The 24,978-nt window shown below is 63.6% G+C and carries 20 protein-coding genes; 8 read left to right on the top strand and 12 right to left on the bottom strand.

The genetic code is table 11. The features are described 5' to 3' along the window. Window positions 1-48: 48 nt before the first annotated feature. Window positions 49-1,062 (bottom strand): DUF5924 family protein, encoded by a 1,014-nt coding sequence (locus tag IOD17_RS13780; protein ID WP_233685634.1) that lies wholly within the window; start codon window positions 1,060-1,062, stop codon window positions 49-51. A gap of 11 nt (window positions 1,063-1,073) precedes the next feature. Beyond that, window positions 1,074-1,421, bottom strand: coding sequence for a VOC family protein (locus tag IOD17_RS13775; protein WP_233685633.1), 348 nt, complete (start codon window positions 1,419-1,421; stop codon window positions 1,074-1,076). A gap of 205 nt (window positions 1,422-1,626) precedes the next feature. Here IOD17_RS13775 and IOD17_RS13770 point away from each other — a divergent pair, with 205 nt between their 5' ends. After that, on the top strand, window positions 1,627-2,577 hold the full coding sequence (locus tag IOD17_RS13770; protein ID WP_233685632.1) for an SDR family oxidoreductase: 951 nt from the start codon (window positions 1,627-1,629) through the stop codon (window positions 2,575-2,577). Between the two features lie 4 nt (window positions 2,578-2,581). Here IOD17_RS13770 and IOD17_RS13765 read toward each other — a convergent pair whose 3' ends face one another. Continuing rightward, window positions 2,582-3,607: an AraC family transcriptional regulator gene (locus IOD17_RS13765; RefSeq protein WP_233685631.1), complete on the bottom strand. Its 1,026-nt coding sequence runs from the start codon at window positions 3,605-3,607 to the stop codon at window positions 2,582-2,584. Window positions 3,608-3,713: 106 nt separating this feature from the next. Here IOD17_RS13765 and IOD17_RS13760 point away from each other — a divergent pair, with 106 nt between their 5' ends. Then, complete coding sequence (locus tag IOD17_RS13760) at window positions 3,714-4,685, top strand: TAXI family TRAP transporter solute-binding subunit (RefSeq protein ID WP_233685630.1); 972 nt, start codon at window positions 3,714-3,716, stop codon at window positions 4,683-4,685. Window positions 4,686-4,697: 12 nt separating this feature from the next. On the opposite strand, the gene IOD17_RS13755 is transcribed toward IOD17_RS13760, so the two are convergent. The 4 genes from IOD17_RS13755 to IOD17_RS13740 all read right to left on the bottom strand — a co-directional run bounded on the left by IOD17_RS13755 (window position 4,698) and on the right by IOD17_RS13740 (window position 9,322). After that, window positions 4,698-5,285 carry a hypothetical protein gene (locus tag IOD17_RS13755; RefSeq protein WP_233685629.1) on the bottom strand — a complete coding sequence of 196 codons (588 nt, stop codon included), beginning with the start codon at window positions 5,283-5,285 and terminating at the stop codon, window positions 4,698-4,700. After that, window positions 5,282-6,532, bottom strand: coding sequence for a peptidyl-prolyl cis-trans isomerase (locus tag IOD17_RS13750; RefSeq protein ID WP_233685628.1), 1,251 nt, complete (start codon window positions 6,530-6,532; stop codon window positions 5,282-5,284). The genes IOD17_RS13755 and IOD17_RS13750 overlap by 4 nt, the downstream gene beginning before the upstream one ends. Window position 6,533: 1 nt before the next feature. Beyond that, entirely contained in the window at window positions 6,534-7,523 is a 990-nt protein-coding gene (locus IOD17_RS13745) for a hypothetical protein (protein ID WP_233685627.1), read from the bottom strand. Window positions 7,524-7,675: 152 nt separating this feature from the next. Next, window positions 7,676-9,322: a Na/Pi cotransporter family protein gene (locus tag IOD17_RS13740; RefSeq protein ID WP_233685626.1), complete on the bottom strand. Its 1,647-nt coding sequence runs from the start codon at window positions 9,320-9,322 to the stop codon at window positions 7,676-7,678. A gap of 192 nt (window positions 9,323-9,514) precedes the next feature. On the opposite strand from IOD17_RS13740, the gene recC reads away from it, so the two are divergent. The 4 genes from recC to IOD17_RS13720 all read left to right on the top strand — a co-directional run bounded on the left by recC (window position 9,515) and on the right by IOD17_RS13720 (window position 19,029). After that, complete coding sequence (gene recC, locus IOD17_RS13735) at window positions 9,515-12,769, top strand: exodeoxyribonuclease V subunit gamma (RefSeq protein WP_233685625.1); 3,255 nt, start codon at window positions 9,515-9,517, stop codon at window positions 12,767-12,769. Then, window positions 12,766-16,326, top strand: a complete 3,561-nt coding sequence (gene recB / locus IOD17_RS13730) for an exodeoxyribonuclease V subunit beta (protein WP_233685624.1) — start codon at window positions 12,766-12,768, stop codon at window positions 16,324-16,326. The genes recC and recB overlap by 4 nt, the downstream gene beginning before the upstream one ends. Beyond that, window positions 16,323-18,185 (top strand): exodeoxyribonuclease V subunit alpha, encoded by a 1,863-nt coding sequence (recD, locus tag IOD17_RS13725; RefSeq protein ID WP_233685623.1) that lies wholly within the window; start codon window positions 16,323-16,325, stop codon window positions 18,183-18,185. The genes recB and recD overlap by 4 nt, the downstream gene beginning before the upstream one ends. A gap of 79 nt (window positions 18,186-18,264) precedes the next feature. Beyond that, the gene (locus IOD17_RS13720; protein WP_233685622.1) at window positions 18,265-19,029 is read left to right on the top strand and encodes a substrate-binding periplasmic protein; all 765 of its coding nucleotides are present in this window, start codon (window positions 18,265-18,267) and stop codon (window positions 19,027-19,029) included. On the opposite strand, the gene IOD17_RS13715 is transcribed toward IOD17_RS13720, so the two are convergent. The 3 genes from IOD17_RS13715 to prlC are packed head-to-tail and all read right to left on the bottom strand — an operon-like array spanning window position 19,019 to window position 22,195. Further along, a complete protein-coding gene (locus IOD17_RS13715; protein WP_233685621.1) occupies window positions 19,019-19,795 on the bottom strand; it encodes a DUF1835 domain-containing protein in 777 nt (258 codons plus the stop codon). The two genes, IOD17_RS13720 and IOD17_RS13715, sit on opposite strands and share 11 nt — an antisense overlap. 58 nt (window positions 19,796-19,853) lie before the next feature. Beyond that, window positions 19,854-20,120 (bottom strand): YheV family putative zinc ribbon protein, encoded by a 267-nt coding sequence (locus IOD17_RS13710; RefSeq protein WP_233685620.1) that lies wholly within the window; start codon window positions 20,118-20,120, stop codon window positions 19,854-19,856. After that, complete coding sequence (prlC, locus tag IOD17_RS13705) at window positions 20,117-22,195, bottom strand: oligopeptidase A (RefSeq protein ID WP_233685619.1); 2,079 nt, start codon at window positions 22,193-22,195, stop codon at window positions 20,117-20,119. The genes IOD17_RS13710 and prlC overlap by 4 nt, the downstream gene beginning before the upstream one ends. Window positions 22,196-22,290: 95 nt before the next feature. Here prlC and IOD17_RS13700 point away from each other — a divergent pair, with 95 nt between their 5' ends. Both IOD17_RS13700 and IOD17_RS13695 read left to right on the top strand, forming a co-directional pair. Further along, window positions 22,291-22,833 (top strand): gamma carbonic anhydrase family protein, encoded by a 543-nt coding sequence (locus tag IOD17_RS13700; protein ID WP_233685618.1) that lies wholly within the window; start codon window positions 22,291-22,293, stop codon window positions 22,831-22,833. 14 nt (window positions 22,834-22,847) lie between these two features. Next, the gene (locus tag IOD17_RS13695) at window positions 22,848-23,495 is read left to right on the top strand and encodes an HAD family hydrolase (RefSeq protein ID WP_233685803.1); all 648 of its coding nucleotides are present in this window, start codon (window positions 22,848-22,850) and stop codon (window positions 23,493-23,495) included. Between the two features lie 39 nt (window positions 23,496-23,534). On the opposite strand, the gene IOD17_RS13690 is transcribed toward IOD17_RS13695, so the two are convergent. Further along, window positions 23,535-23,765 (bottom strand): DUF1161 domain-containing protein, encoded by a 231-nt coding sequence (locus IOD17_RS13690; protein ID WP_233685617.1) that lies wholly within the window; start codon window positions 23,763-23,765, stop codon window positions 23,535-23,537. Window positions 23,766-23,829: 64 nt separating this feature from the next. Further along, complete coding sequence (locus tag IOD17_RS13685; protein ID WP_233685616.1) at window positions 23,830-24,882, bottom strand: aminopeptidase; 1,053 nt, start codon at window positions 24,880-24,882, stop codon at window positions 23,830-23,832. Window positions 24,883-24,978: the final 96 nt, after the last annotated feature.

Here is a 24,978-nt window from a genome sequence, read left to right as displayed (position 1 = left end):
ACGCAATGTTGGGCTTCGTCGCTGTGCTCCTCAACACCAACTTACCCGTTACTCCACCACCTTAAAGCGCAGCACGCCGATCATCTGCCCGGCTTCGGTCAGCACTTGCACCTGCCAGCGGCCGACGGCGTCGGCGGGGAAGTTCTTCTTGTGGGTCCAGGCGCGATAGCCTTCCTTGCGCCCGCCGTGGATATCCAGGGCGATGCGTTCGACTTCGCCGCCATCGCGGCGCCAGACGTGATAAATCCGCTCGTTCAGCCCGCGCGGCGCATTGATCGCGGTGTAGGCGAACAGGCCCTGGCTGCGCAGTTGCGCCACGCTCAATTCCTTGATGCTCTCGCCCGGCGCGCGCTTCTGGTTATCGAATTCACTGGTCACCGCCACCTCAGTCAACCACAACGTCGCCGGTGGCACCCAGGTGCGCGCCAGCCAGCCGCCGGCACCTATCGCTAAAGTCATACCGACCAGCAACAGGCCGCGCCACCAACGCTGCACGGTGATGATCGCGAACAGCGAGGGAAACGACAGCAATACCGCTGCCGCCAGGGCCAGCTGGTAGCTCTGCGGCGTGGTCAGCTTGAAGATGATCGGCAGCGCCGTGAGCAGCACCGCGAACAGCGCCAGGGTGTGATAGGCGAGAAACAGCCAGCGCTTGGGTGCCAGCCACTTGTAGTACAGCGGATCAATGATCGAAATCAGCGCCGCGCAAGCCAGCAGACCGCTAAACAGCAGTTGGCCACTGTTCCAGGTGGTGGTGATAAAGAAGAACGGCAGAACAAAGAACAGGCTCTCCTGGTGGATCATTTGCGTGGCATAGCGCAGCAGCGGCGGTGGCAGCTCGAAGCCGAACCACTGGGCGATGCGTTCGCGCAGGATGTTTTCCAGAATCAGCCACAACCAGCTGACCAGCATCACCAGCGCCAACACCCGCGCCAGCTCGGCCTGACGCTCGACCAGCAGAAAGCTCGCCAGGCCCGAGGCAAAACCGAAGATCGCCACCATTCCCGGATTGCGTTGAATCAGGGCGATCAGTTTGAACAGCTGTTGTTTCACCGCTTGCATGGGACGCTCGCTTACTCCGACCACACGGCCAGGCGATTGCCACTCGGGTCGCGAAACTCGAAACGCCGCCCGCCGGGGAAGCTGAAAATCGCTTGGGTGATCTGCCCACCGGCGGCGGCCACCTGGGCACACACGGCCTCCAGGTCCGCGGCATAGATCACCACCAGCGGCCCAGCCCCTGCCGCGCTGTCGGTGGTAAAGCCGCCCGTCATGCGCCCATCGGTAAAGCTGCTGTAGTGCGGGCCGTAGTCGGTAAAGCGCCAGCCGAAAACCTGTTGATAGAACTGCTTGAGCAGCGCCAGGTCGACGGCGGCGAACTCGATGTAGTCGATACGCAGGTTCTGTTCGGCTTGGCTCATGGCGGCATACCTGGGAAATGGCGGGGCGCAGAGCATAACTCGCCCAGCCGGCCAGGGCACACGCATCTGTCGCCTTTGGCCACGCTGTTTGGCCAGCCTTGCCACTGCCGCGCCATCGTCCGCCGGATAGCCTGCAATGGGTAAACACATTCGCTGAAAACGCAGCGCCCGTGCCATGGGGCCGCGCTGCGTTATGGAGAGCTACATGCGCGTCTTGATCACAGGTGCAGCCGGTTATATCGGCCAGCAGCTGCTTAACCAACTGGCCATTCAACACCCGCAGTGGCAGTTGATTGCCGCCGATATTCGCCCGCAGAACCGCGCGGGGATGAAGCTGAATATCGAACCGGTGCTGCTCGATATCAGCCAGCCCGCGGCTGTTGACGACTGCGTGGCCACCTGGCGGCCACAGGCGATTGTTCACCTGGCCTCGGTGGTCACCCCGCCGCCGGGTATGAGCGAGGAACAGCTGCATGCCATTGATGTTGGCGGCACCCAATCGCTGATCCAGGCGGCTGCGGCCCATGGCGTCGAACAGTTGATCGTTACCAGCTCCGGCGCTGCCTATGGCTATGACCCGCGCAATGCCGAGTGGCTTGATGAAGACCAGCCGCTACGCGGCCACGCGCAGTTCGCCTACGCCAAACACAAGCGTGAAGTGGAGCTGCTGCTGGCCGAAGCTCGCGCGCAGCACCCGCACCTCAAGCAACTGGTGCTGCGCCCCGGCACCATCCTTGGCAAACAGGTGAACAACCAGATCACCGAGCTGTTCAAAAAGCCCGCAGTGCTGGGTATTCGCGGCAACGACAGCCGCTTTGTGTTTATCTGGGATCAGGATGTGGTCGACATCATCTGCCGTGGCCTGCGCCAGCAAAGCGCCGGCATCTTCAACCTGGCCGGCGATGGCGCGCTGTCACTCAAGGAAATCGCCGAACTGCTGGGCAAACCTTACCGCCCCTTGCCGGCCTGGCTGATTCGCACTGCGTTGCGCGTACTCAAACCCCTGGGTCTCAGCCCCTACGGCCCGGAGCAGGTGGATTTTCTGCGCTATCGCCCAGTACTGAGCAACCGCCGGCTCAAGCAGGACTTCGGCTTTAGCCCGCGCTATAGCTCGCGCGAGGCGTTTCTGGCGTTTTTACGGGCGCAGGGGATTTAGGCTGTCATTGCGCCTTCTGCTGTGCGCGGTATTCACCCGGCGTAAATCCGGTCCATTGACGAAACGCGCGGAAGAATACGCTGGGTTCCGAGTAACCGAGCAGCAGGGCAATTTCAGCGGCGGGAAGGTCACCGTTTTTCAGGTGCTGTTCGGCTAGCTGCTGGCGAGTGTCACTGAGCAGTTGCTGGTAGTTGCAGCCCTCATCGGCCAGGCGCCGCTGCAGTGTGCGTTCACTGAGGTGCAGGCGCCGCGCCAGTTCGCCGCGATCCGGCTCTCCGCGCGCCAATTGCTCGCCCAGCAGGGCCACCACCCGCGCACTCAGGCCTTCGCTGGGCAGGCGTGCGAGCAGGGCTTCGGCATGCTGGCGCAGCAGATTCTGCAACGGTGGGTTGGCCTGGATCAGTGGCGCACTGGCCAGCGAGCTGGGCAGTACGATGCCGTAATCGCTGGCGGCAAACTGCAGGGGGCAGGCGAAGGTGTGGATGTAGCTGTCGAGTAGCGCCGGCTGCTCATGGACGAACTGCGCACGCAGCAGCCGCCAGTTGTCCAGCAGTGGATGGAGCATCTGCACCCAGCAGGCCATCAGCGCCAGGACGCGGGTGCGGGTGGCCGGCAGCTCGGGATGCAGCGGGCGATACAGCAGCTGCAACTCGTCGCCCTGCTCACGCAGTTGCACCTCGCCGCCCTCGCCGACAAGACGTTGATAACGCAGCCCGGCGGCCAGCGCGTCGCCCAGGGTCGGGCTACTCTGCAACAGGTAACCGAGCACGCTGAACGGGCCGGGAGCAAGGTTGCAGCCCAGGGCCAGGCCTGGCTCGCTATGTTCGATGCGACTGAGGTGTTGCCACAGTCGCTCCTGCGTGGCGAAGGGTACGCGCGCGTCGGGGTCACTGAGCTGGCTGTCGCTCAGCCCGCAGGTGCTCATCAGTTGAGTGCGATCAATACCCAGGCGGCTCGCAGCATGCAACACGGCGAGGGTGATGCTGGCGCTGACCGAGGTGTGTTGTGAATCAAGTGTGTGTTTGGCCATGGCCTGATTCTGCCCAAAGCTGTGGTCTGGCGGTAGGGTTAAGACGTCTAGGGGCTCTGCGGCTGTCGATGGTGCTGGCGCGTTCAACCCGAGGAGGAGTGGTCCGATGAACTGCAAGACAGTGACGTGGGCGTTGTGGGCAATTACCTGGAGCCTGTTTTCGACTGCCAGCGTACAGGCTGAGGATCGTTTCGCGCGCATTGCCACTGGCGGGCAGACCGGCGTGTACTACGTGGCGGGGCAGTCGATCTGCCGCTTTCTCAATCGTGGGGCGGTCGAGCATGGCATTACCTGTGCGGCTCCGGCCAGCGGTGGTGGTGTGGCCAACGTCAAAGGTATGCGCAGCGGCGAGTTCAATTTCGCCATCATGCAAGCGGATCACCAGTACAAAGCCCTGCATGGGCTGGCCCCGTTTGCCCAGGATGGTGCCATGGCCGACCTGCGGGCCGTATTCTCGTTGCAGAGCGAGGTGTTTACCGTGCTGGCGCGGCGCGATGCCGCGATTGCCGAGTTCGACGACCTCAAGGGTAAGCGCGTGAACATCGGCAACCCCGGTTCTGGTCAGCGCGACACCCTGGAAGAAATCATGCAGGCCAAGGGCTGGTCGCGCTCAATCTTCGCCCTGACCGCCGAGCTTAAGGCCGCCGACCAGGCTGCGGCACTGGGTGAGGGCAATATCGACGCCATGACCTATTTTGTTGGCCATCCCAACGGCGCCATTCAGGAGGCCACCACCACCCTTGATGCCGTACTGGTACCAATAGGCGAAGCGCAAATCGAACGTTTGCTGGCTGCAAAGCCTTACTACAACCGTGCTGAAATTCCCGGCGGCATCTACCGTGGCAATCCCGCCGCCACCGCCTCCATCGGCGGCAAAGCGGTACTGTCGACCTCGGCCGCGACCAGTGCAGACGTGGTCTATCAACTGGTCAAGGCGGTTTTCGATAACCTCGACCGCTTCAAACGCCTGCATCCCGCCTTTGCTGAGTTAAACGAGGCCGAGATGATTCAGGCCGGCCTCAGCGCCCCGTTGCACGAAGGGGCTCTGCGCTACTACCGCGAGCGGGGGTGGTTGTAAGGGGCTGATTTTTCAGGGGGCTGCTGAGGTTGGTAACAACTCCGGCCTTTCCCGCTGCAGTTTGCTCTGCAGCATTTCCAGTTGCTCCAGCGCGGCGCGGGCTTCATCGAGTTCGCTTTGGCTGCGTTCGCCGGATTGCGCAGCTTGTTCGATGCGGTCGCGGATGGCGGGGATCTGCTGCACGCCGCTGGCGTAGGCCATGATCTGGTCGCGGGTTTGCTGGTCTTCGAAGGCGCTGTACTGCGCCGGGTCGGCCAGCTGGGCGGCGGATGCGGGTTGCCGCGGTTTGAGCTGGCCCAGAGCCGGGCTGCGCGGGTCGCCTTGGTCGGCCATAAGCTGGATCAGCATTTGCGCTTCCTGGGCATTCAGTTGCGGTTCGCTGGGCGGTTCTTCCACTGGTTGTTCTGCAGGCGTTGGGATTGCAGCGGGCTGCTGTATCGGCAGCGCGGCGGGCAGCTCTGGTAAGCGAATGGCGGCGCTGGGAGGTGTTGTCGCGTGGGGCGCAACGGCTGGCGAGGTGTCGGCCTGGGGCATGCGCACGACGACGATGGTCACCGCCGTGATCACCCCGAGCAGGCCGATGCCGAGCCAGGCCTTCATAGTCCTTCCACCTTGGCGTTGGTCAGCAGGGCGTCGACGCGGGCCTGGAAGGCCTGGGTCAGTTGCTCCTTGGCCACGGCCTGGTTGACCTCATAACGCACGCTGGGATCGCTAAGCGGCAGTTGCTTATCCTCACGGCTGCGCACCTGGACGATCTCAAAGGCGCCGTCGATCAGCATCGGTTGGGAGATGCTGCCGGCCTTCTGCAACAGGGCGGTTTTGCGCAGAAAATCCAGCTGCGCATCCTGCGGGCGAATCAGGCCGAGGTCGCCGGGCGGCGTGTGGCTTTTGCTGTCCGCCAGGGAGTAGCGGTGTACAGCGTCATCGAAGCTCAGGCCTTTTTGCAGTTCGGCATACACCCGGTCGGCACTGGCTTGGTCTGCCAGGCGGATATGACTGGCTTGCACCTGGGCGACATTCTGGTAGAGCTGGCGGTTGCGCTGGTAGTAAGCCTCGGCATCTGCATCACTGACCTGGCGGGCGCGCTCGCGCAGGCTGGCGGTTTCGTGGTGGAAATCGCTGTGCAGGCCGAGCTGGTGCAGGTATTTGTGGCGAACGAGTTTGTCGCGCACCAACTGGCGGATGCCGGCCTGTTCGTCCGCACTGAATCCCTTCTCTCCGAGCTGATACCAGAGGTAGTCGCGCAGCGCCTGCTGACGCACCTGTTCGGCCAGGTACACCAGGTTGCCCTGCTGCAGCTCCACCCGGCCTTGTACGTTATCGCCCTGATACAACTCCAGCAGGTTCAGGCGTTGTTCGGCCTGGCCGGGGAACTGCCAGCTGATCAGCTGTACTTGTGCGGCATCGGCCTGCTGTTGGGGGCTCAGTTGCAGGCTATCGAGCACCACGCCCTGGGTTGGCGCGGTCAGCACCTGGCGCAGCCGTGCGCTGCTCAGCGCCTGTGGTTGGCGCAGAAAGGGCCGGACATCGTGATCGAACTGGCGGCCGTAGACCTGCTCGATCAGGTTGGCGGCTTCGCGTTCGACCAAGGCATCCAGATCGCTGCTGTATTTGGCGCTCAGTTCGGCTTCCACCTCGCGGGCCAGCAGGTGGTTTTCCGCAAGGCCCGTGCGCAGCAGGCGCAGGTCGGTGTTGAATTTGACCCGGGTCATGGCCTGCTCCAGCAGGCCGATGCTTTTACCGGGCAGGCGTTCACCGTTGATGCGCATGTCCTGGCTGCCCAGGGCTGACAGGCAGATGCCGGTCAGCCCCAGTACCAGCAAACTGCGCTGGATAAGCCCGCGCACCTTAGCGGCCACCCTGGCCGTAGAAGGTGTTGGCACCCTTGGTCAGCACGCTGACGGTGAGGGCGATGGACTCCGGAATCAGCTCCTTGGCCACTCGCAAGCGGGTGGCATAGCTGGTGTCATACAGCGGTTCAGGGCGTTGATAGGCGACCTGCGCAGTCTGGGTGAGCAGATCGCGGATCGGTTTCTGCGGGTCGTAACTGCCCACCCGGTTGGCCACGGCGGCAATATTGTTCAGGCCTTCCTTGAAGTAGTGATCGTCCACCCAGCCTTCCCAGCCGGAGTGGCCGTTGCCCGAGGTGACCCAGGCGTGGTGCGGCTGCGCCACATCGCCGGTGGTGTGCAGTGCGTAGCCGATGGTTTGCAGCGAGGGGGCGTTCTTGTACTGATCGAACCAGTATTTGGCCAGGTTATCGATGGGCTGGAAGGCCGCCGTCTGGAAGTCGCCATAGTGTGTTTGCCAGTTGGAGTAGGTGCCCTGGCGGTAATGCGCTTCGGTGGTATCGAAGTCGCTCTTCTTCAGCTCGCGGTTGTACAGGTACACCATGGCGTACCAGTCAACGTCACCGCTCCAGCTGCCATCCACCTTGCGGTAGCGGTAGTCGTAGCCACCGTGGTCGTTGCCGTGGGCGTCGCCCTGGCGGGCCATGTTGATGAAGTGCCAGTACGAGGTGTAGTTGACCAGCGAAGCGGCGGCGCCATACACCGGCGCATGCTCGTAGCCGACCCACCAGCCACCCAGGCGGGTGTCCTGGAAATCATCAACGTCGTAGGCCGCCTGGCCGAGGATTTCTCCCGCACGGGCTTCGCTGCCGGCTGCGCCGACGTAGAACTGATAGGCACGTTTCATCTCGGGCGTGGCATGGGCCGAGTTGAGGAAGGCCAGGGCGTCCTTGACGATATTCTTGTGCGTGGGTTGCGACCAGGCGCTGGCGTGACTGGCGCTGAAGGCCAGGCCTAGACCAACGACCAGGGAGGTGAGGTTTTTCATAGGGAAGGCGCTCTTTTGTTGTTGGAGTTGAGCAGTATTAGCGGTCATTGATGGCAGAACTGTTGCAATGCCGCACGCCAACTTAAAGCGGATGCGCCTTGTTGTCTCAACCCAACCAAGGCTTGGTGGTATAGACCAATTTGCTTGAGATGTTACTCCGCGCCGTTGTCCTCATGGTGCAAGGCGCCTGTCTCGCTGCTTTCCAGCACCACATAGGCGCTGGCGCAGAACAGTGAGTTGAGACGTTTCATATCAGCGATCAGCTCCATATGCAGGGCGCTGGTTTCGATGCTCTGCACCACCTGATGGTGCAGACGGCTGACGTGGGCGTGGGCCAGGCGACGCTCCTGGGCGCGGAAGCGGCGTTTCTCGCGCAGCAGCTGACGCGCGCTTTCCTTGTCGGCGGAGAGAAATACCGACAGGCCCAAACGCAGATTGGCCAGCAACTGGCCATGCAGGGCGGTGAGTTCCTCAAGGCCGCTGTCGGAGAAGGAGTGGCGCTGCACAGTCTTCTGATCCTGCACTTTGCCGAGCATGCGTTCGATGATGTCGCCGGCCTGCTCCAGGTTGACCGCCAGTTCGATGATCTCTGCCCAGCGCCGGCTGTCGTGCTCACTCAACACCTCGCGCGGTACCTGCGCCAGGTAGAGTTTGACCGCGCTGTAGAGTGCATCGACATCGTCATCCAGGCGGCGCAGTTCCTTGCCCAAGGCGGTTTGCCCACCGCGCAAAACTTCCAGCAGGTGGCTGAGCATGGTTTCGATCAGGTCGCCGATGCGCAGGGTTTCGCGCACCGCATTGGCCAGCGCCAGGCTGGGGGTGGCCAGCGCGGTGGGGTCGAGATGGCGTGGGCGAGCGACGCCGTTTTCATCCGGGCGATCCGGCAGCAGCCAATTACAGAAGCGCGCCATCAGCCCGACCGTGGGCAGCATCAGCAGGCAGCGCAGGCTGTTGTAGAGCAGGTGGAAGCCGATCACCAGCTCTTCGGGGCGCCAGTTCAGGCTGTCCAGCCAGTTGGCCAGCGGATCGAGAAACGGCATCACCAGCAGCAGGCCGATCAGTTTGTACAGCAGGCTGCCCAAAGCCACACGCCGTCCGGCTGGGGTTTGCAGGCTGCTGGTGAGAAAGGCCAGCACGCCGCTGCCGATATTCGCGCCAATCACCAGGCCGATGGCCACCGGCAGGCTGATCAGGCCGGCACCGGTCAGGGTGGCGGTGAGCAGCACAGCCGCCAGGCTGGAATAGGAAATCAGCGCGAACAGCGCGCCGACCAGCGCATCCAGCAGCAGGTCGCCGGTCAGTGAGGCGAACAGCACGCGGATGCCCTGCTCCTGGGTGATCGGCGTAGCAGCGGCGACGATCAGCTCAAGCGCCAGCAGCATCAGCCCCAGGCCGATGGCCACGCGGCCAAGCTGACCGGCGCGGGTCTGCTTGCGCGAGAGAAAGAACACCACGCCGAGAAAGATCAGCAGCGGGCTTAACCAGCTCAGATCGAGGGTCAACACGCGGGCCATCAGCGCCGTGCCGACGTCCGCCCCGAGCATGATCGCCAGCGCCGGAGTCAGCGCCATCAGCCCCTGAGCGACAAACGAAGTGACTAGCAGCGCGGTGGCGTTGCTGCTCTGCACCAGCGCGGTCACGCCGATGCCGGCAGCAAAGGCCAGTGGGCGCTTGCTGACGTTATGGCTAAGCACCTTGCGCAAGTGCGAGCCATACACCCGCAGGATGCCGGTACGGACGATATGGGTGCCCCAGATCAGCAAGGCGACGGCAGACAGAAGATTCAGCAGGGTGAGCATGGTGCTGCTCCCTGGCGCGCCCGCCCGGTTGCAGCGTGACGCGTGGTTTTTACTTGTTATAAAGGCTAAAGCCCTATGTTTAGCTTTAGCTGTGGTTGGCGCTGCGCGCCAGCGAACGACACAGGCTGTCGCGTAATCCCGTCAAGCTGCGTGAGCTGATAACCTTGCTCGCTATTGAATGGATGCCCTCCGATGCTGACGCTTTATCACGCCCCCGATCTGGAAACCCTTGGCGAGCTGGCCACCACCCTGCTCGCCACGCCGATGCGTGATCCCTTTGCGCCGGCGCTGGTGGTGGTGCCGAGCCAGGGTATGGGGCGCTGGCTGACGCTGGAGCTGGCGCGCAAGCAGGGCATTGCCATGCAGCTGGAGGTGCAGCTCCCGGCCAAGTTCGTCTGGGACGTCTCGCGCCTGTGCCTGGGGCAACTGCCGGAACAATCGGCGTTCAGCCCCAGCAGTTTGAGCTGGCGCCTGTATGACTGGCTGTGCGAGCCGGCCCACCTGAGTGAGGCGCCGCGCCTGGCGCATTATCTGGACGGTGGCGATGAGCGCCGCAGGCTGTCATTGGCCGTGAAGATCGCCGACGTATTCGACCAATACCTGCTGTATCGCGACGACTGGCTCGCCGCCTGGGAACGCAACGAGCTGCTCGATCTCGGCCAGGATGAAGGCTGGCAGGCGCTGCTCTGGCGCGAACTGACCAAAGACGGCCACCCACACCGCGCGCGTCTGCTGGAAGAGCTGCTCACCCGCCTGTATGACGCCACACCCATCGCCGGGCTGCCCGAGCGCGTGCTGGTGTTTGGCATCAGTTCGCTGCCGCCGCACCATATGCGGGTATTGGAAGGCCTGGCGCGGCACACTCAGGTGATTGTTTTCGCCCTCAACCCGTGCCGCGAAGCCTGGGGCGAGATTCGCGATATTCGAGAGTTGGCCAGGCAGCCTGAACTCAGTCCGGACGATTGGTATCTGGATGTCGGCCACCCGTTATTGGCGAGCCTGGGCAAGCAGGGTCGCGACTTTTTCGACAGTCTGTTCAGCCTGGCCTCCAGCGAGGGCAGTCAGGAAATCGGCCTGTATTCCGAGGATGACGACCTGCACGACGCCAGCCTGTTGCAGGCCTTGCAGAACGACATCCTGCGCCTGCGCACACGCACTGCTGATGAGCGTCTGCTGCTGCGCGAAGACGACCGCTCGCTGGAGCTGCACGTCGCCCACTCGCCGCTGCGCGAAGTGGAAATCCTGCATGACCAGCTACTCGCCCGCTTTGCCGTCGAGCACGCGCTGACCCCGGATCAAGTGGTGGTGCTGACCCCGGACATTGAGCGTTACGCACCCTATATCGAAGCGGTGTTTGCCCCGCGCGAAGGCGTGCCGCGGATTCCCTTCAGCCTGGCCGACCGCAGCCTGCGTGCGGAAATCCCGCTGATCGAAGCCTTCCTCAATCTGCTGGCGCTGCCAGACAGCCGCTTTGCCGCCGAGGAAATCCTCGCCTGGCTGGAACAGCCGGCCATCGCCCGCCGCGTCGGCATCGAGGCAGAGGATTTACCGCTGCTGCGCGACTGGCTGCGCGACGCCGGCGTGCGCTGGGGCCGCGATGCAACGCACCGCGAGCAACTGGGCCTGCCGGCGGATGCGGCGTTTACCTGGCGGCAAGGGCTGGATCGCCTGCTGCTGGGCTTTGCCGCGCCGCCACAGTTGGCCGGTCTGGCTGCGCCACTGTTGGGTAGCTACTGGCCGCTGGATGCGCTGGAAGGCGGCCGCGCACAACTGCTCGGTCGCCTGGCCGGTTTTGTCGAGCGCTTGGCCACGCTGGCGCAGAGCCTGCAACGGCCGCGCGCCCTGGACGAATGGGCCGAATCCCTGCAAGGGCTGATCGATCAGCTGTTCGATGAGCGCGAGGCCGGTGACACCCTGTTGCTGCTGTCCAAGGCTTGCGCCGCGCTCAAGGAGCAGGGTGACGCCTCGGGGGTCGAGCGGCCGATTGAGCTGGCGCTGATCCGCCAGCAACTCACCGCCGCCCTGGAGCAGGGCAGCGCTGCATCGGGCTTTCTTACCGGCGCGGTGACCTTCTGCACCATGGTGCCGATGCGCAGTCTGCCGTTTCAGCTGGTCTGCCTGCTGGGGCTGGATGATGGCGCCTTGCCGCGCCGCACCCCGGCAGCGGGCTTTGACCTGATCAGCCAGAAACCCCGCCGTGGCGATCGCGCGCGACGTCTGGATGACCGCTACCTGCTGCTGGAAACCCTGCTTTCGGCCCGTGGCGGCCTATATCTGAGTTACGTCGGCCGCGACCCGCGCAGCAACGCCGAGCTGCCGCCGTCGGTACTGGTCAGCGAGCTGCTGGATGTGGTCGACCTCACGGCGATAGATGGCAATGGCCCGGCCAGCGCAAGGATTACTCACCACCATCCATTGCAGCCCTTCGCCCCCGGCAACTTTGCTGGCAACCGCCATGCCGGCTTTGCCGCGCCCTGGTTCCACGCTGCGCAGCGCTTGAGTCAGGCGGTGCAAGCCCCCGCGCCCTTTGCCAGCCCGTTGGATACGCCGGATGAAGATTTACTCACTATCGAACCCAACCAGCTGATCCACTGCTTTAAACACCCGGCGCGCTACCTGCTGGAACAGCGCCTCGGCCTGCGCCTGGCACAGAGCGAAGAAACCCTGGCCGGCGACGAGCCGTTCAGCGTCGAGTGGACCAGCCAGCATGGCCTGCGCCAGTTGGCCTTGCAGGCCATCGAGAACGGTTGGAGCGAGCGCCAGGAGCGCGCCGTTGCGGCGGCTTCCGGCTGGTTACCGGTGGGCGAGCTGGGCCAAGCGCACTGGGGACAGATTCGCGGGCCGATCCGCGCCTTCGCCCCAACCCTGTTCGATGAACGCCCGGAGGATGCGCCGCAACCGCTGTTGGTCGATATCGAGCTGGCCGGTGTACGCATCCACGGCTGGCTGGATGGCGTGACCCGCGCCGGCCTGTTCGACTACCGCCTGCGTGATCTCGGCGCCTGGGAGCTGGCGCCATTCTGGCTGCGCCATCTGCTGCTCAACTGCGCGGCCACGCCCGAGATCAGCCGCGACAGCCGTCTGCTCTCGCCGAAAAGCGAATGGCGTCTGGGCCCGCTGGCCAATGCCCGCGAGCTGCTGGTGCCCTGGCTGGAAGCCTACAAAAGCGCGCTGTGCGAACCCCTGCCGCTGTTCGCCAAATGCAGTTATGGCTTCGCCCGCAAGTGGCGAAACCCCGGCCGTAAAGGGCCCATCGACGCCGCCCAGAGCGAGGCGCTGCTGATGTGGCAAGGCAACGATTTTATGGATGGCGAAGGCCAGAACTCGTGGAATGCTCTGGCCTTCCGCGACCGTGAGCCGCTGGGCGAGCGCTTTGAGGCCCTCGCCGAACAACTCTACGGCCCGGCCCTGGATGCCCTGCAAGGCAGCGACGAGGATGAAGCATGAGCAGCGCCAGCCTGAACCTGCTGCACGACAGCTTCACCGGCCGCTCGCTGATCGAAGCCAGCGCCGGCACCGGCAAAACCTGGACCCTGACCGCGTTGTACGCGCGCCTGTTGCTGGAGAAGCAGCTCAGTGTCAGCCAGATTCTGGTGGTGACCTTTACCACAGCTGCCACCGCCGAACTGCGCGAGCGCATTCGCAAGCGCCTGGCCGAGTTGCTGGCGGTGTATGAACAGGGGCCGGGCGACGACGCCTTGCTTAATGAATTGCATGCCCAGTACCCGGATGCCGCCAGCCACCGACGTCTGCTGCTGGCGGTGCACGGTTTTGACGAGGCGGCGATCTTCACCATCCACGGCTTCTGTCAGCGGGCCTTGCAGGACGCCGCGTTTGAAGCGGGTGGCGATTTCGACAACGAACTGACCCACGACGATCGCGAAATTATCGACGCCCTGCTCGCCGACCTCTGGCGGCATGAGCTGGCCAGTGCCGAGCCGGAGTGGGCGGCGTTTCTGGTGCAGCAGAAGATCACCCCGCAGGTTCTGCGTCAGCGCCTGCGCAATCACCTGGGCAAACCGTACCTGCGCATCGAGCCGCAACCGGGCACGCGCAGTGAGATGAGCGCCCTACGCGCCGCCTGGCAGCAGGCGCAGCGTCTTTGGCAGGGCGAAAGCGCGGCCTGGTTGCAGCAACTGAAAGCCTTCGATGGCTTTAAGAGCAATATGTGCAACCCAGCCAAGCTGGGCGTCTGGCAGGCTGAGTTGGACGGTTATTTCAGCGACGCCGCCGCGCTGTTCAGCAAGACCGAAGCGCATCGCCGTCTGGCCCGCGAAGGCTTAAACAAGGCCAGCAAGAAGGGCTGCGAAGCCCCGGCCAATCCACTGGCCGCTGCCTTGCAGGAACTCTGCGATGCCCTCGATGCCGCGCAACCCGAGGCCGAGCAACGCCTGATCGACTTGCAGGTACGCCTGATTCATCAGCTCAACGAGCAACTGCCCGCGCGCAAGGCGGCGCAACGCTTGCTGGCCTTCGATGACCTGCTCAACAAGCTGCAGCAAGCCTTGCAGAGCGAGGGCGGCGAGCACCTGGTCAGCACCCTGCGCACGCAGTATCCGGTGGCGCTGATCGACGAGTTTCAGGACACCGATCCGGTGCAGTACCGGGTGTTTCATCGCATTTATCAAGACGCCGGCGATCTGTGTTTTGTCGGCGATCCGAAGCAGGCCATTTATGCCTTCCGTGGCGCGGATCTGGCGACCTACCTCAAGGCGCGCAGCGAAGCTGCGCGCCAGTACAGCCTGGCCACCAACCACCGTTCCACGCCCGAGCTGATTGCCGCGCTGAATCAGCTGTTCGATCGGCCCATGCCCTTTGCAGAGCAAGGCTTGGCTTACCAGCAGGTCGGGGCCAGCAGCAAGGCGCGGGCACAGTTGGTATTGCCGCATGTTGAGGATGAAACCGACGCACCGCTGGCGCTGGTCTGGCTGGATAACGACTACCTGGGCAAGGGCGAAGCGGGCGCACTGGTGGCACGGGATACGGCGCGGCGCATTGCGGCGGTGCTTAACGCCAGCAGCCGTGGCGAGGCCTTTTTTGAAAATAAAGAGGGCGAGCAAGACGGCACGCGCACCCCACTCAAAGGCGGGGATATCGCCGTGCTGGTCGCCAGTCACCGTCAGGCCGGCGAAGTGGCTGCCGAGCTGGCCGCCCGTGGCGTGCCCAGCGTGCGCCGTGGCAAGGAGAACGTCTGGCACAGCGAGGAAGCTGATGAGCTGTCCGCCGTGCTCGCCGCCTATGCCGAGCCGGGCCGCGAGGGCGCGTTGCGTTATGCCCTGGCCAGCCGTTTGCTGGGCCGTAGCGCCGCCGATCTGGCCGCCTGTAGCGAGGATGCCCAAGCCTGGGACCGCGAGCGCGAAGCCGCCGAGCGCTACCACCAACTCTGGCAACAACAGGGCTTTATGCGCGCCTTCCGCGCCTGGCTGGATGAGCAGCACGTGGCCCAGCGGCTGCTGGCCCTGGTCGATGGCGAGCGCCGCCTGACCAACCTGCTGCACCTGGCCGAACTGCTGCAAACCGAAAGCCTGCAACGCCCCGGTCTGGAGCAATTGCTCGCCTGGTTCAACGCCCAACGCAGCGCCGAGGCCCATGGCGAAGACGCCTTGCTGCGCTTGGAAAGCGATGCCGAGCGAGTGCAGATCGTCACCATCCACACCTCCAAGGGCCTGGAATATCCGCTGGTGTTCTGCCCCTACTTGTGGGACGGCGCACTGCTGCGCCAGCATGAAGACATCAGCTGCCACGCTGACGACGGCACGCCGCTGCTGGACCTGGGCAGCGAGCAGTTCGACGTGCACCGCGAGCGCGCCCGCCACGAACGCTTCGCCGAAAAACTGCGCCTGACCTATGTGGCCCTGACCCGTGCGCGGGATCGCCTGTGGTTACACTGGGGGCCGGTGGACTGCAAACCGAAAAAGGACGGCACCCTCGGCGACAGCGGCCTGCACAGCAGCGCCCTGGCCTGGCTACTGCACGGCCGCGCGTTATCGGGTGAAGATGCCCTGAGCGAGCTGGCCGGCCATCTGCAAAGCCTGAGTCCGCAAGGGCTGCGGGCCGAAATCGAAAAGCTGATCGCCAGCAGCAAGGGCCAGATGGTTATCCAGCCGCTGCGTGAAAGCGAAGCCAGTGCCGCCGGCGAGCAACGCGCTCCGGCCCCGCAGCAACTCGCCACCTTGCAACGCAGCCTGCACAGCGCCTGGCGCATCGGCAGCTTCTCCGGGTTGGCCGCCGGTATGCATATGGAAGCCCCGGACCGCGATGGCCTGGTGCTACCCGATGCCAGCGATCCGGGCACGGGCTTCTTCGCCTTCCCCCGTGGCGCGCGGGCCGGTACCTGCCTGCACGCCATCCTCGAAGACTGGGCGCGCCGCAAAGGCGCGCTGATTGAGCTGATTGAGCCGGGGCTAAGCGGCCACGGCATCAGCAGCGACTGGCAGGCCGTGGCGCTTGATCATCTGCAACAGGTGATCGACGCTGATCTGGATGGCCAGGGTCTGACCCTCGCCGGTCTGAATCCGACGCGCCGCTTGCCCGAACTGGGCTTTACCTTTCCCCTGGCCGGACTAGATGTGCAACGCCTGCGCGCGATTCTTTGCGACCCGGCCCATGGCCTGGCGGCACCGATGCGCGAGGCAGCGGCGCGGCTGGAATTCGACAGCCTCAAGGGCTTTCTCAAGGGTTTTATCGACCTGACTTTCGAGCACGATGGGCGCTGGTACATCGCCGATTACAAGTCCAACTGGCTCGGGCCGGACACCAGCTACTACGGCGGCGAACGCCTGCTGCAAGCCCTGGCCGCCGAGCATTACTACCTGCAATACCTGATCTACCTGGTCGCGCTGAGACGCTTCCTGCGGCAGCGTCTGGACGATTTCAAGAATGAGCAGCTGGGCGGCGCGTATTACCTGTTTCTGCGCGGCATGCCGAGCGCCGGGGTGTATTTCTCACGGCCCAGCGATGGGCTTTTGGATGCATTGGATAATCTGTTTGCGGAGGGCGCGTGATGCTTAACGATCTGCCCCTCGGCCCGCTGGAACGCGCCCTGGTCGACAGCCTGCAGCGCCTTGATCCGCAGGCGTCGCCGATGGTGTTGGTCTCGGCGGCATTGCTGTGCATGGCCTTGGACAAGGGTGATGTGTGTTTGCCGTTGGCGCGTCTGGCCGGGCAGCGGCCCTGGCCCGACCACGGCTTCAGTTTGCCGCCGCTGGCCGAGTGGCAGGCGCAGCTGGAAGCATCGTCCCTGGTGGGTGGCGACGGTGATTTCACCCCGCTGATTCTCGAGCATGGCCGCCTCTACCTGGCGCGGTATCAGGCCTATGAGCGCCAGTTGGCCGAGCAGTTGTTGCAACGCGCCGCCGATTTGCCCGAGGTGGATGAAGCCCTGCTCAGTGAAAGCCTGACCCGGCTATTTGCGTTCAACTCTTTATCACAGGCGGGGCAACAACAACCCGACTGGCAGCGTCTGGCCGCTGCGCAAGCGGTGCGGCGCAAACTGGCGGTGATCTCCGGCGGCCCCGGCACCGGCAAAACCACCACTGTGGTGCGTCTACTGGCTGCGCTGCTGGAGCAGCCTGGCTGCGAACATCCGGGCGGCGCTCCGCTGGCCATCGGCCTGGCCGCACCCACCGGTAAAGCGGCGGCGCGCATGGCTGAAGCGATCCGCAATGCCAAGGCCGAGCTGCCGGTCAGCGAGGCGATCAAGGCCGCGTTGCCGGATGAGGCGCGCACTCTGCACCGCCTGCTTGGCAGCCGCGGCGACAGTCCCCAGGTACGCCATCACGCGGGCAACCCGCTGGCCCTGGATGTGCTGGTGGTGGACGAGGCCTCGATGGTCGATCTGGCGCTGATGGCCAAACTGCTCGATGCCCTGCCGCCCACTGCGCGACTGATCCTGCTCGGCGACAAAGACCAGCTCTGCGCTGTGGAAGCCGGCGCAGTGTTTGCCGAACTCTGCGAGGGCCGTGGCTTTGATGCTCAGGCGGCGAACGAGCTGCAACGCATCACCGGCCAGCAGGTGCCGGTCAGCCAACCCAGCTCGCAACTCGGCGACGCCGTGGTGCTGCTGACCCACAGCCACCGTTTTGCCGGCGACAGCGGCATCGGTGAACTGGCGCGGCGCATTAACGGCGGCGATGTCAGCGGCACGCTGAACCTGCTCAAGGAGGACCGCTCCGACCTGGCCTGGAATGCCGCGCCGACGCCCAATGATCTGCTGGAGCGTCTGGATCAAGGCTATGAACCCTATATCAGCGCCGCCAAAAGCGCCGACCCTGCAGCGGCTTTCGCCGCGTTCAACATCTTCCGCGCACTCTGCGCCCAGCGCGAAGGGGCCTGGGGCGTGGCCGGCATCAACGAAGCCCTGGAGGCGCGAATCAAGCGCCGCAGCCAGGTGCCTAGCCGCGAACGCTGGTATGTCGGGCGGCCGATCATGGTGCGGCAGAACGACTACGCCCTGGGTCTGTTCAACGGCGATATCGGCATCTGCCTGCACACTGAGTACGGCCTGCGAGTGTTCTTTGAGGGTGAAGAAGGCTATCGTCCCTTCGCCCCGGCCCGTCTGCCCAGCCACGACAGCGCTTTCGCCATGACCGTGCATAAAAGCCAGGGCTCGGAATTCAGCGAAGTGCTGCTGGTGCTGCCCGAACTGCCCAGCCCCTTGCTCAGCCGTAGCCTGTTCTACACCGGCATCACCCGCGCCAAACACAAGGTGGAAATCTGGGCATTGCCCGCCCGCCTCGGTGAAGCCGTGGCCACCCGCGCCGAGCGCGCGGCGGGCTTGGCTGAGCGGTTGGCCAACGCACCTGCGGTTGTCCATGCCGAGGCTCCCCATGCGACCAATGGTCAGTTAGGGTTATTTGACTAGTTATGCGTATCCTGCCGCCTACACTGGAATTCAGGGTCATGGCTGTTTTGCATTGCGCGCCCGCGCTAAGGTCAGGTTGATGCCTGCACGCATACTTACTTCTCTTTTCCTGAGCCTGCTGCTTTGCACCAGCACGCTGGCGGAGCCTGTGCGGCTGGTCACTGGCGATGATTACGCCCCTTTTACCGGCAAGGCGCTGCCAGCTGGTGGCATGTTGACCCAGGTGGTGCGTGGGGCCTTTCAGTACGCCCAGCTCCCCAGCAGCCTGGATTGGCAGCCCTGGAACCGTGGTTACCTGAAGACCCTGCGCGGCGATTACGACGCCACCTTTCCCTATGTGCGCACCCCGCAGCGTGAAGAGGCGTTTCTCTACTCGGAGCCGCTGTTTACGGCAGAACAGCATATTTTCAGCCGTGCGGGTGAAGTGATTGAGCTGACCGATGTGCCTAGCATGCAGGGGCGGCGGTTGTGCTACCCGCTGGGCTGGCAACCGCCGCCGGTGATTCAACAGTTGCTCGATGACGGGCAACTGGTTCGGCATTCCCCGACGGGGCTGAATGAATGCGCGCTCTTATTGCTGATGGAGCGCGATGATTTCTTTATCTCCGATCGTCGCCTGGGGGAAACCGCGTTGCGCCTGACGGGCGTGCCGGTCGAACAGTTTCGCCGTTCTGAGAGTGCGATCAGCAGCAGTACCCTGCATTTGATCGTGCCGCGTAGCCATCCGCAGGCGGCGGTGATCATCGCGCAGTTCAATCAGGGCCTGGCGCAACTGCGCGCCAACGGTGACTACCAGCGCCTGCTGGAGCGTTACCTGCAACAGGTTGAGCAGGCTACGCCCTGAGCCGGCGTACCTGTTGTTCGCTGTAGGCAGTGGTCAGCGGCTGGGCCAGTTGCAGCTGCCCGGCCAATGCCAGCTCACGGGCGCGCCAGTGCAGGAAGGCGTCGGTGGGGAAGAAACCTTTGCTTTGCGCCATCACCTCGGCCATGACCCGTGCCAATGGCTGCCATTGCTCGCTGCAGTACTGCAGCAAGGGATCATCGACCAGCGCATGTTCATGGTGTTTGAAACGCCCGGCATGCCAGATACGGATGGCGGCGTTGTGCTGCTGCGCCTGTTGCCAGTGCGCCGCCAGTTCGCTACGCCGTGATGCGCCGAGCAGTTGCCGTTGTGCATAGAGTTCCTGCAGTTGCTGCGGCTGGCACAGCGAGACGGCGCGGCGTGGCGGCAGCTGCGGGTTGCCGCAGGCGACTTCCCACAACTCTATGGTTGAGCCGGCCAGAGCCTGTGCCACGCGGGCCAGCAGCAACTGCTCGGAACAGCTGTCGCCGTGCCAGACCGTCACGCCACGCTGGCCGCTGCTCAGGGTGCTTAGCCAGTGGGCATCGGCTTGCAGTTCCGCGTCGAAATCCGGCACGGGTTGCATCGATTGTGGCCAGACGCCCTGCCAGTAAGCGCTGCGGGCGGCGCACGGCGGGCTATCGATATCCTGCAACGGGCCTACGGCGAGGTCGTCACGCATGACCCGCAAGGTGCAGTCCGCTGTGTCTTCTCCCAGAACGAAACGCACCCCTTCAACGGCTGCATCACCGCAGACCAGATGCCACATGCCCCCTCCTTGGTCGATCGCGCGAATTATCCTGCGAGACGTTAACAATGACTCCCGGTCATTTTTTCAGCTTGGGGTTGGGGAAGAACTGCACTGCTTGCACCTTGGGGTCGGCCGCCTTGGGTTTTAGTGCGCTGGTATTGACCCGCGTGGGCAGTTCACGCGGCACCGAGTTGCCGCGCTCATCCAGGGTGTCGGCGTAACCGCAGCCGATGCATTCGCGGTGTGGCACGCCGTCCACGTTCCACATCTGGATCTTGTCCATTTCGCTGCACGCCGGGCAGACCGCTCCGGCGATAAAGCGTTTGGCAGTGGTCTCTGTCATGCGGCCTCCTGGCTCAAGCCGAGGTGGCGCAGCAGGGCGTCGATGGACGGTTCGCGGCCACGGAAATCGACGAACAGCACCATCGGTGCCTGCGAGCCGCCGCGCGCCAGGATCGCCTCGCGGAAGGCTTGCCCGGTGGCGCTGTTGAACACGCCTTCTTCCTCGAATTTGGAGAAGGCATCGGCGCTCAGCACTTCGGCCCACTTGTAGCTGTAGTAACCGGCCGCGTAACCGCCGGCGAAAATGTGCGCGAAGCTGTTGGGGAAGCGGTTGTAGGCCGGCGGACGCAACACCGAGACTTCCTCGCGGATGCCTTCGAGCACGTCCAGCACGCTGCGGCCATCGCCGTGGGTGGCGTGCAGTTCGAAGTCGAACAGGCTGAACTCGATCTGCCGCACCATCATCAGCCCGGACTGGAAGTTCTTCGCCGCCAGCATCTTGTCCAGCAGGTCCTGCGGCAGCGGCTCGCCGGTCTCAAAATGGCCGGAGATCAGCGCCAGGCCCTCGGGCTCCCAGCACCAGTTCTCCATAAACTGGCTCGGCAGTTCGACGGCGTCCCAGGCCACGCCGTTGATCCCGGACGCGCCGGCATGTTCGACGCGGGTCAGCAGGTGATGCAGGCCGTGGCCGAACTCGTGGAACAGGGTGGTGACTTCATCGTGGGTCAGCAGCGCCGGCTTGTTGCCGACGGCAGGGGTGAAGTTGCACACCAGATTGGCCACCGGGCTGATCAGCGTGCCATCGGCGCTGCGGCGTTTGTCGCGCGCACCGTCCATCCAGGCGCCGCCGCGCTTGTTGGCGCGGGCGTAGAGGTCGAAGAAGAAGCGCCCGACGTGCTGGCCGTTCTCGGTGATTTCAAACAGGCGCACATCCGGGTGCCAGGTGTCGAAGCCAGTCAATTCCTTGATCTGGATGCCGTAGAGTTTCTCGACGATGGCGAACAGGCCGGTCAGCACCTTGTCGATGGGGAAGTAGGCACGCAGGATTTCCTGGGAAATGCTGTAGCGCTGCTCGCGCAGTTTCTCGCTGTAGTAGCCGACGTCCCAGCTTTGCAGCTCGTTGCAGCCCTGCTCACTGGCGAAGGCTTGCAACTCACGCAGATCCTGCTCGGCGAAGGGTTTGCCGCGCATGCCGAGGTCACGCAAGAAGCTCAGCACCTGCTCGTTGCTCTCGGCCATCTTGCTGGCCAGGCTCAGTTCGGCGTAATTGCCGAAGCCCAGCAGCTTGGCCAGTTCCTGGCGCAGGGCGAGGATTTCATTCATCACCGGGCCGTTGTCGTTCTTGCCGGCATTTGGCCCCTGGTCGGATGCGCGGGTGCAGTAGGCGGCATACACCTCTTCGCGCAGCGCGCGGTCGTTGGCGTAGGTCATCACCGCGAAATAGCTGGGGAACTCCAGGCTGATCAACCAGCCATCCAGACCCTTGGCCTCGGCGGCTTGCTTCATCTGCGCCTTGGCCGAATCGGTCAGGCCATCCAGCGTAGCTTCGTCGCTGACGTGCTTGGTCCAGGCCTGGGTGGCATCCAGCAGCTGGTTGGAGAACTTGCTGGCCAGCTCGGAGAGCTTCATCTGGATCTCGCCGTAGCGCGTTTGCTGCTCGGCCGGCAGGTCGATACCGGACAGGCGGAAATCGCGCAGGGCGTGTTCGAGAATGGTCTTCTGCGCCACATCGAAACCCGCGGCTGCGGGGCTTGCAGCCAGCTTCTGATAGGCCTGGAACAGCGGCTGGTTCTGGCCTATTTCGGTCCAGTACTCAGATAGCTTGGGCAGGCAGGCTTCGTAGGCGGCACGCAGCTCGGCGCTGTTGCACACGGCGTTCAGGTGGCTCACCGGGCTCCAGGCCTGGCCGAGGCGCGCGCCCAGTTCATCCAGGGCCAGCACCAGGCCGTCCCAGCTTGGGTCGGCGGCCTGTTGTTCCAGCAGGTGGCTCATGGCGGCGCGGTTGTCGGCCAGAATCTGCTCGATGGCCGGCTCGACATGCTCGGGTTTGATCAGGCTGTAGGATGGCAGATCGAAGTCTTGAAGAAGCGGGTTGCTGGCGGACACGGCAGGCACCTTTCTGATACGCGAAGTCATAAGCAGGTTATGGGGTCGCAGGCGACGTTTCACAACCGCAATGCCCTGCATGTTAATTACAATCGGGGCAAACCGCAGCCTAAGAGGTTTCTATCGTGGCGATTCGTACATACCAAGGCATCACGCCCAGCTTGGGCGCACGGGTGTTTATCGACAGCAGCTCCGTGGTCATCGGTGATGTGCAACTGGGCGAAGACAGCTCGGTATGGCCATTCGCCCTGATCCGTGGCGACATGCACCGTATCCGCATTGGCGCGCGCAGCAGCGTGCAGGACGGTAGTGTGCTGCATATCACCCACGCCGGGCCGTTCAATCCGGATGGTTTTCCGCTGATCATTGGCGACGACGTGACAATCGGCCACAAGGTGACCTTGCACGGTTGCACCCTGGGCAACCGCATTCTGGTTGGCATGGGCAGCATTGTGATGGACGGCGCGGTGGTGCAGGACGAGGTGGTGATCGGCGCGGGCTCGCTGGTACCTCCGGGCAAGGTGCTGGAAAGCGGTTACCTGTACGTCGGCAGCCCAGTGAAACAGAGCCGTGCCCTGACTGATAAAGAGCGTAATTTCTTCACCTACAGCGCTGCCAACTACGTGCGGTTGAAAGACCAACACCTGCTGGAAGGCTATGCCGGCTGATGAGCGAACCTGTTATGCATTACCAGAACATCCTGTTTGACCTCGATGGCACCCTGACCGATCCGCGCGAAGGCATTACCCGCTCGGTGCAGCATGCGCTGGCCAGGCTGGGCATCGACGAGCCTGACTTGCAGGCACTTGAGCACTTTATCGGCCCGCCGCTGCTGCAGTGTTTTATGCAGACCTATCAGTTTGACGAGGCCACAGCCTGGCAGGCGGTGAACCATTACCGTGAGCGCTTCCGCGAGGTCGGGTTGTATGAAAACCAACTGTTCGACGGTGTGAACGAGCTGTTGCAGTTGCTGCAGAACCAGCAGCGCACGCTATACATCGCCACCAGCAAACCGACGGTGTTTGCCGAGCAGATTGCTAAGCACTTTGGTTTCGCGAAGCACTTCAAAGTGATTTACGGCAGCGAACTGGACGGCACGCGTACCGACAAGGTTGAGCTGATTGCCCACCTGCTGGCGCAGGAACAATTACCGGTGCAGAGCACGCTGATGATTGGCGATCGCAAGCACGATCTGATCGGCGCGCGGCGCAATGGCCTGGATGCAGCTGCGGTGGGCTATGGCTTTGGCAGCCTGGCTGAATTACAGGCCGAGGCGCCGACCTATCACTTCCATAGCCTGGCCGAGCTACACCAGGCGTTTGTGCGCTAGGTGTCGGGCTGCCTGGACCAGGCAGCCCGCTGGCAGGGATCAGCCGTTTTTCTGGTAGATGATCTTCTTGGTGCCGCCGTCGCAGCTGCCGACCACCATGTTGGGGTCTTGGGCGTCTGCGTTGGGCACGATTTCCAGGGTGTAGCTGGCAACGCCGGCGGCCTGGATTTTCACTTCAATCTCCGCGCGCAGCTCTTCGCAGGGCTTGGGTGCAGCCAATACGCTGGTGCTGAGTAGGCCGAGCAGCACAGCCAGGGTGAATTTGTTCATTGCATCGCTCCTTTTGCGTGAACAGAAATAACGAAAGTTGGACTGGGGTTCGGTTACGTAAGTTCTAAGTGCCTGCCGATAATCCGGTCAGCGCCTGCTGCCGTTCGGCGGCAGGCAGTCTGCCCAATGCCTCGACCTGCTGGTAGAAGCGTGGCCAGTCGCGACCAGCCTGTTCGAACAGTGCGGCGAAGGCCGGCACCCATTGATCATAGAGGCCAAATGGCAGCAGCTTGGCGTTATTCATCGGCGCGTTGATCCAGTCATCGTAACGGCCGCGGCCGCCCCACTCACGTTCGCGCAACGTGCGGTATTCAGCACGCAAACGGGCGAACTCGGCCTGCTTGCCGTTGCGCATCTGCGCCGCTGGCAGGTCACTGGCGTAGAGCTGTTGCAGGCGCGCGCGGCTGGCCAGCACCAGGGCGGCAAATTGTTCGCGCTGCTGCTCGCCTTGTATGTCGCTGGGCGGCAGGCCCTGCTGGGCGCGCCATTGGCGCAGGCCCTCGCGCTCGACAAAACTGGCAAAGGATTCGTTGAACGCAGTGTCATCGGCCACATACAGCTGCTGGTGCGCCAGCTCATGAAAAATCACCGCGATCAGACGCTCATCACTCCAGCGCAGCATGGTGTTGAGAATCGGGTCATCGAACCAGCCCAAGGTGGAATAGGCCTCGACCCCACCCAGGTAAGTATCCAGGCCTTGTTGTTTCAGCAAGGCTGCCGCGCCGCGTGCCCGGCCCTGGCTGTAGAAGCCGCGATAGGCCACGCAGCCGGCGATGGGGAAGCAGTGCAGCTCCGGCGACAGGGAAAACTCCGGGGTGGCAAACACATTCCACACCACGAATGGCCGCTGGATATCGGCATACAGGCGATAGCTGCCGTTGTCGGGCAGGGCTAACTGAGCGCTGGCGAAGTCCCGTGCCTGCTGAGCGAGTGTCAGGCGTTGTTTGAGCTCGGGGCCGGCCGTCGGGTTCTCCAGCAACTCGGTAATCGGCTCGCGTGCCTGCAGTAATTGCAGTTGGCCGCCGGCCAGGTGGCTGTAGTAGTCCAGGGTGCTGCAACCGTTCAGCAGCAGCGCCGCGGCCAGTGGAACCCAGCGGCAGAGCATGGCGTCGAACATGGGGCTGGTACCTGTGACAATTCAGGCTGCCACGCTAGCGCATCGGCGCTGCTGTCTCCAGCACGGGATCGGCGTAGGTTAGGGTCTGTTGACGTT

Source organism: Pseudomonas anguilliseptica (assembly GCF_021375795.1).
Taxonomy (GTDB): Bacteria; Pseudomonadota; Gammaproteobacteria; order Pseudomonadales; family Pseudomonadaceae; genus Aquipseudomonas; species Aquipseudomonas anguilliseptica_A.
This window is presented reverse-complemented; position numbering and strand designations above follow the sequence as displayed.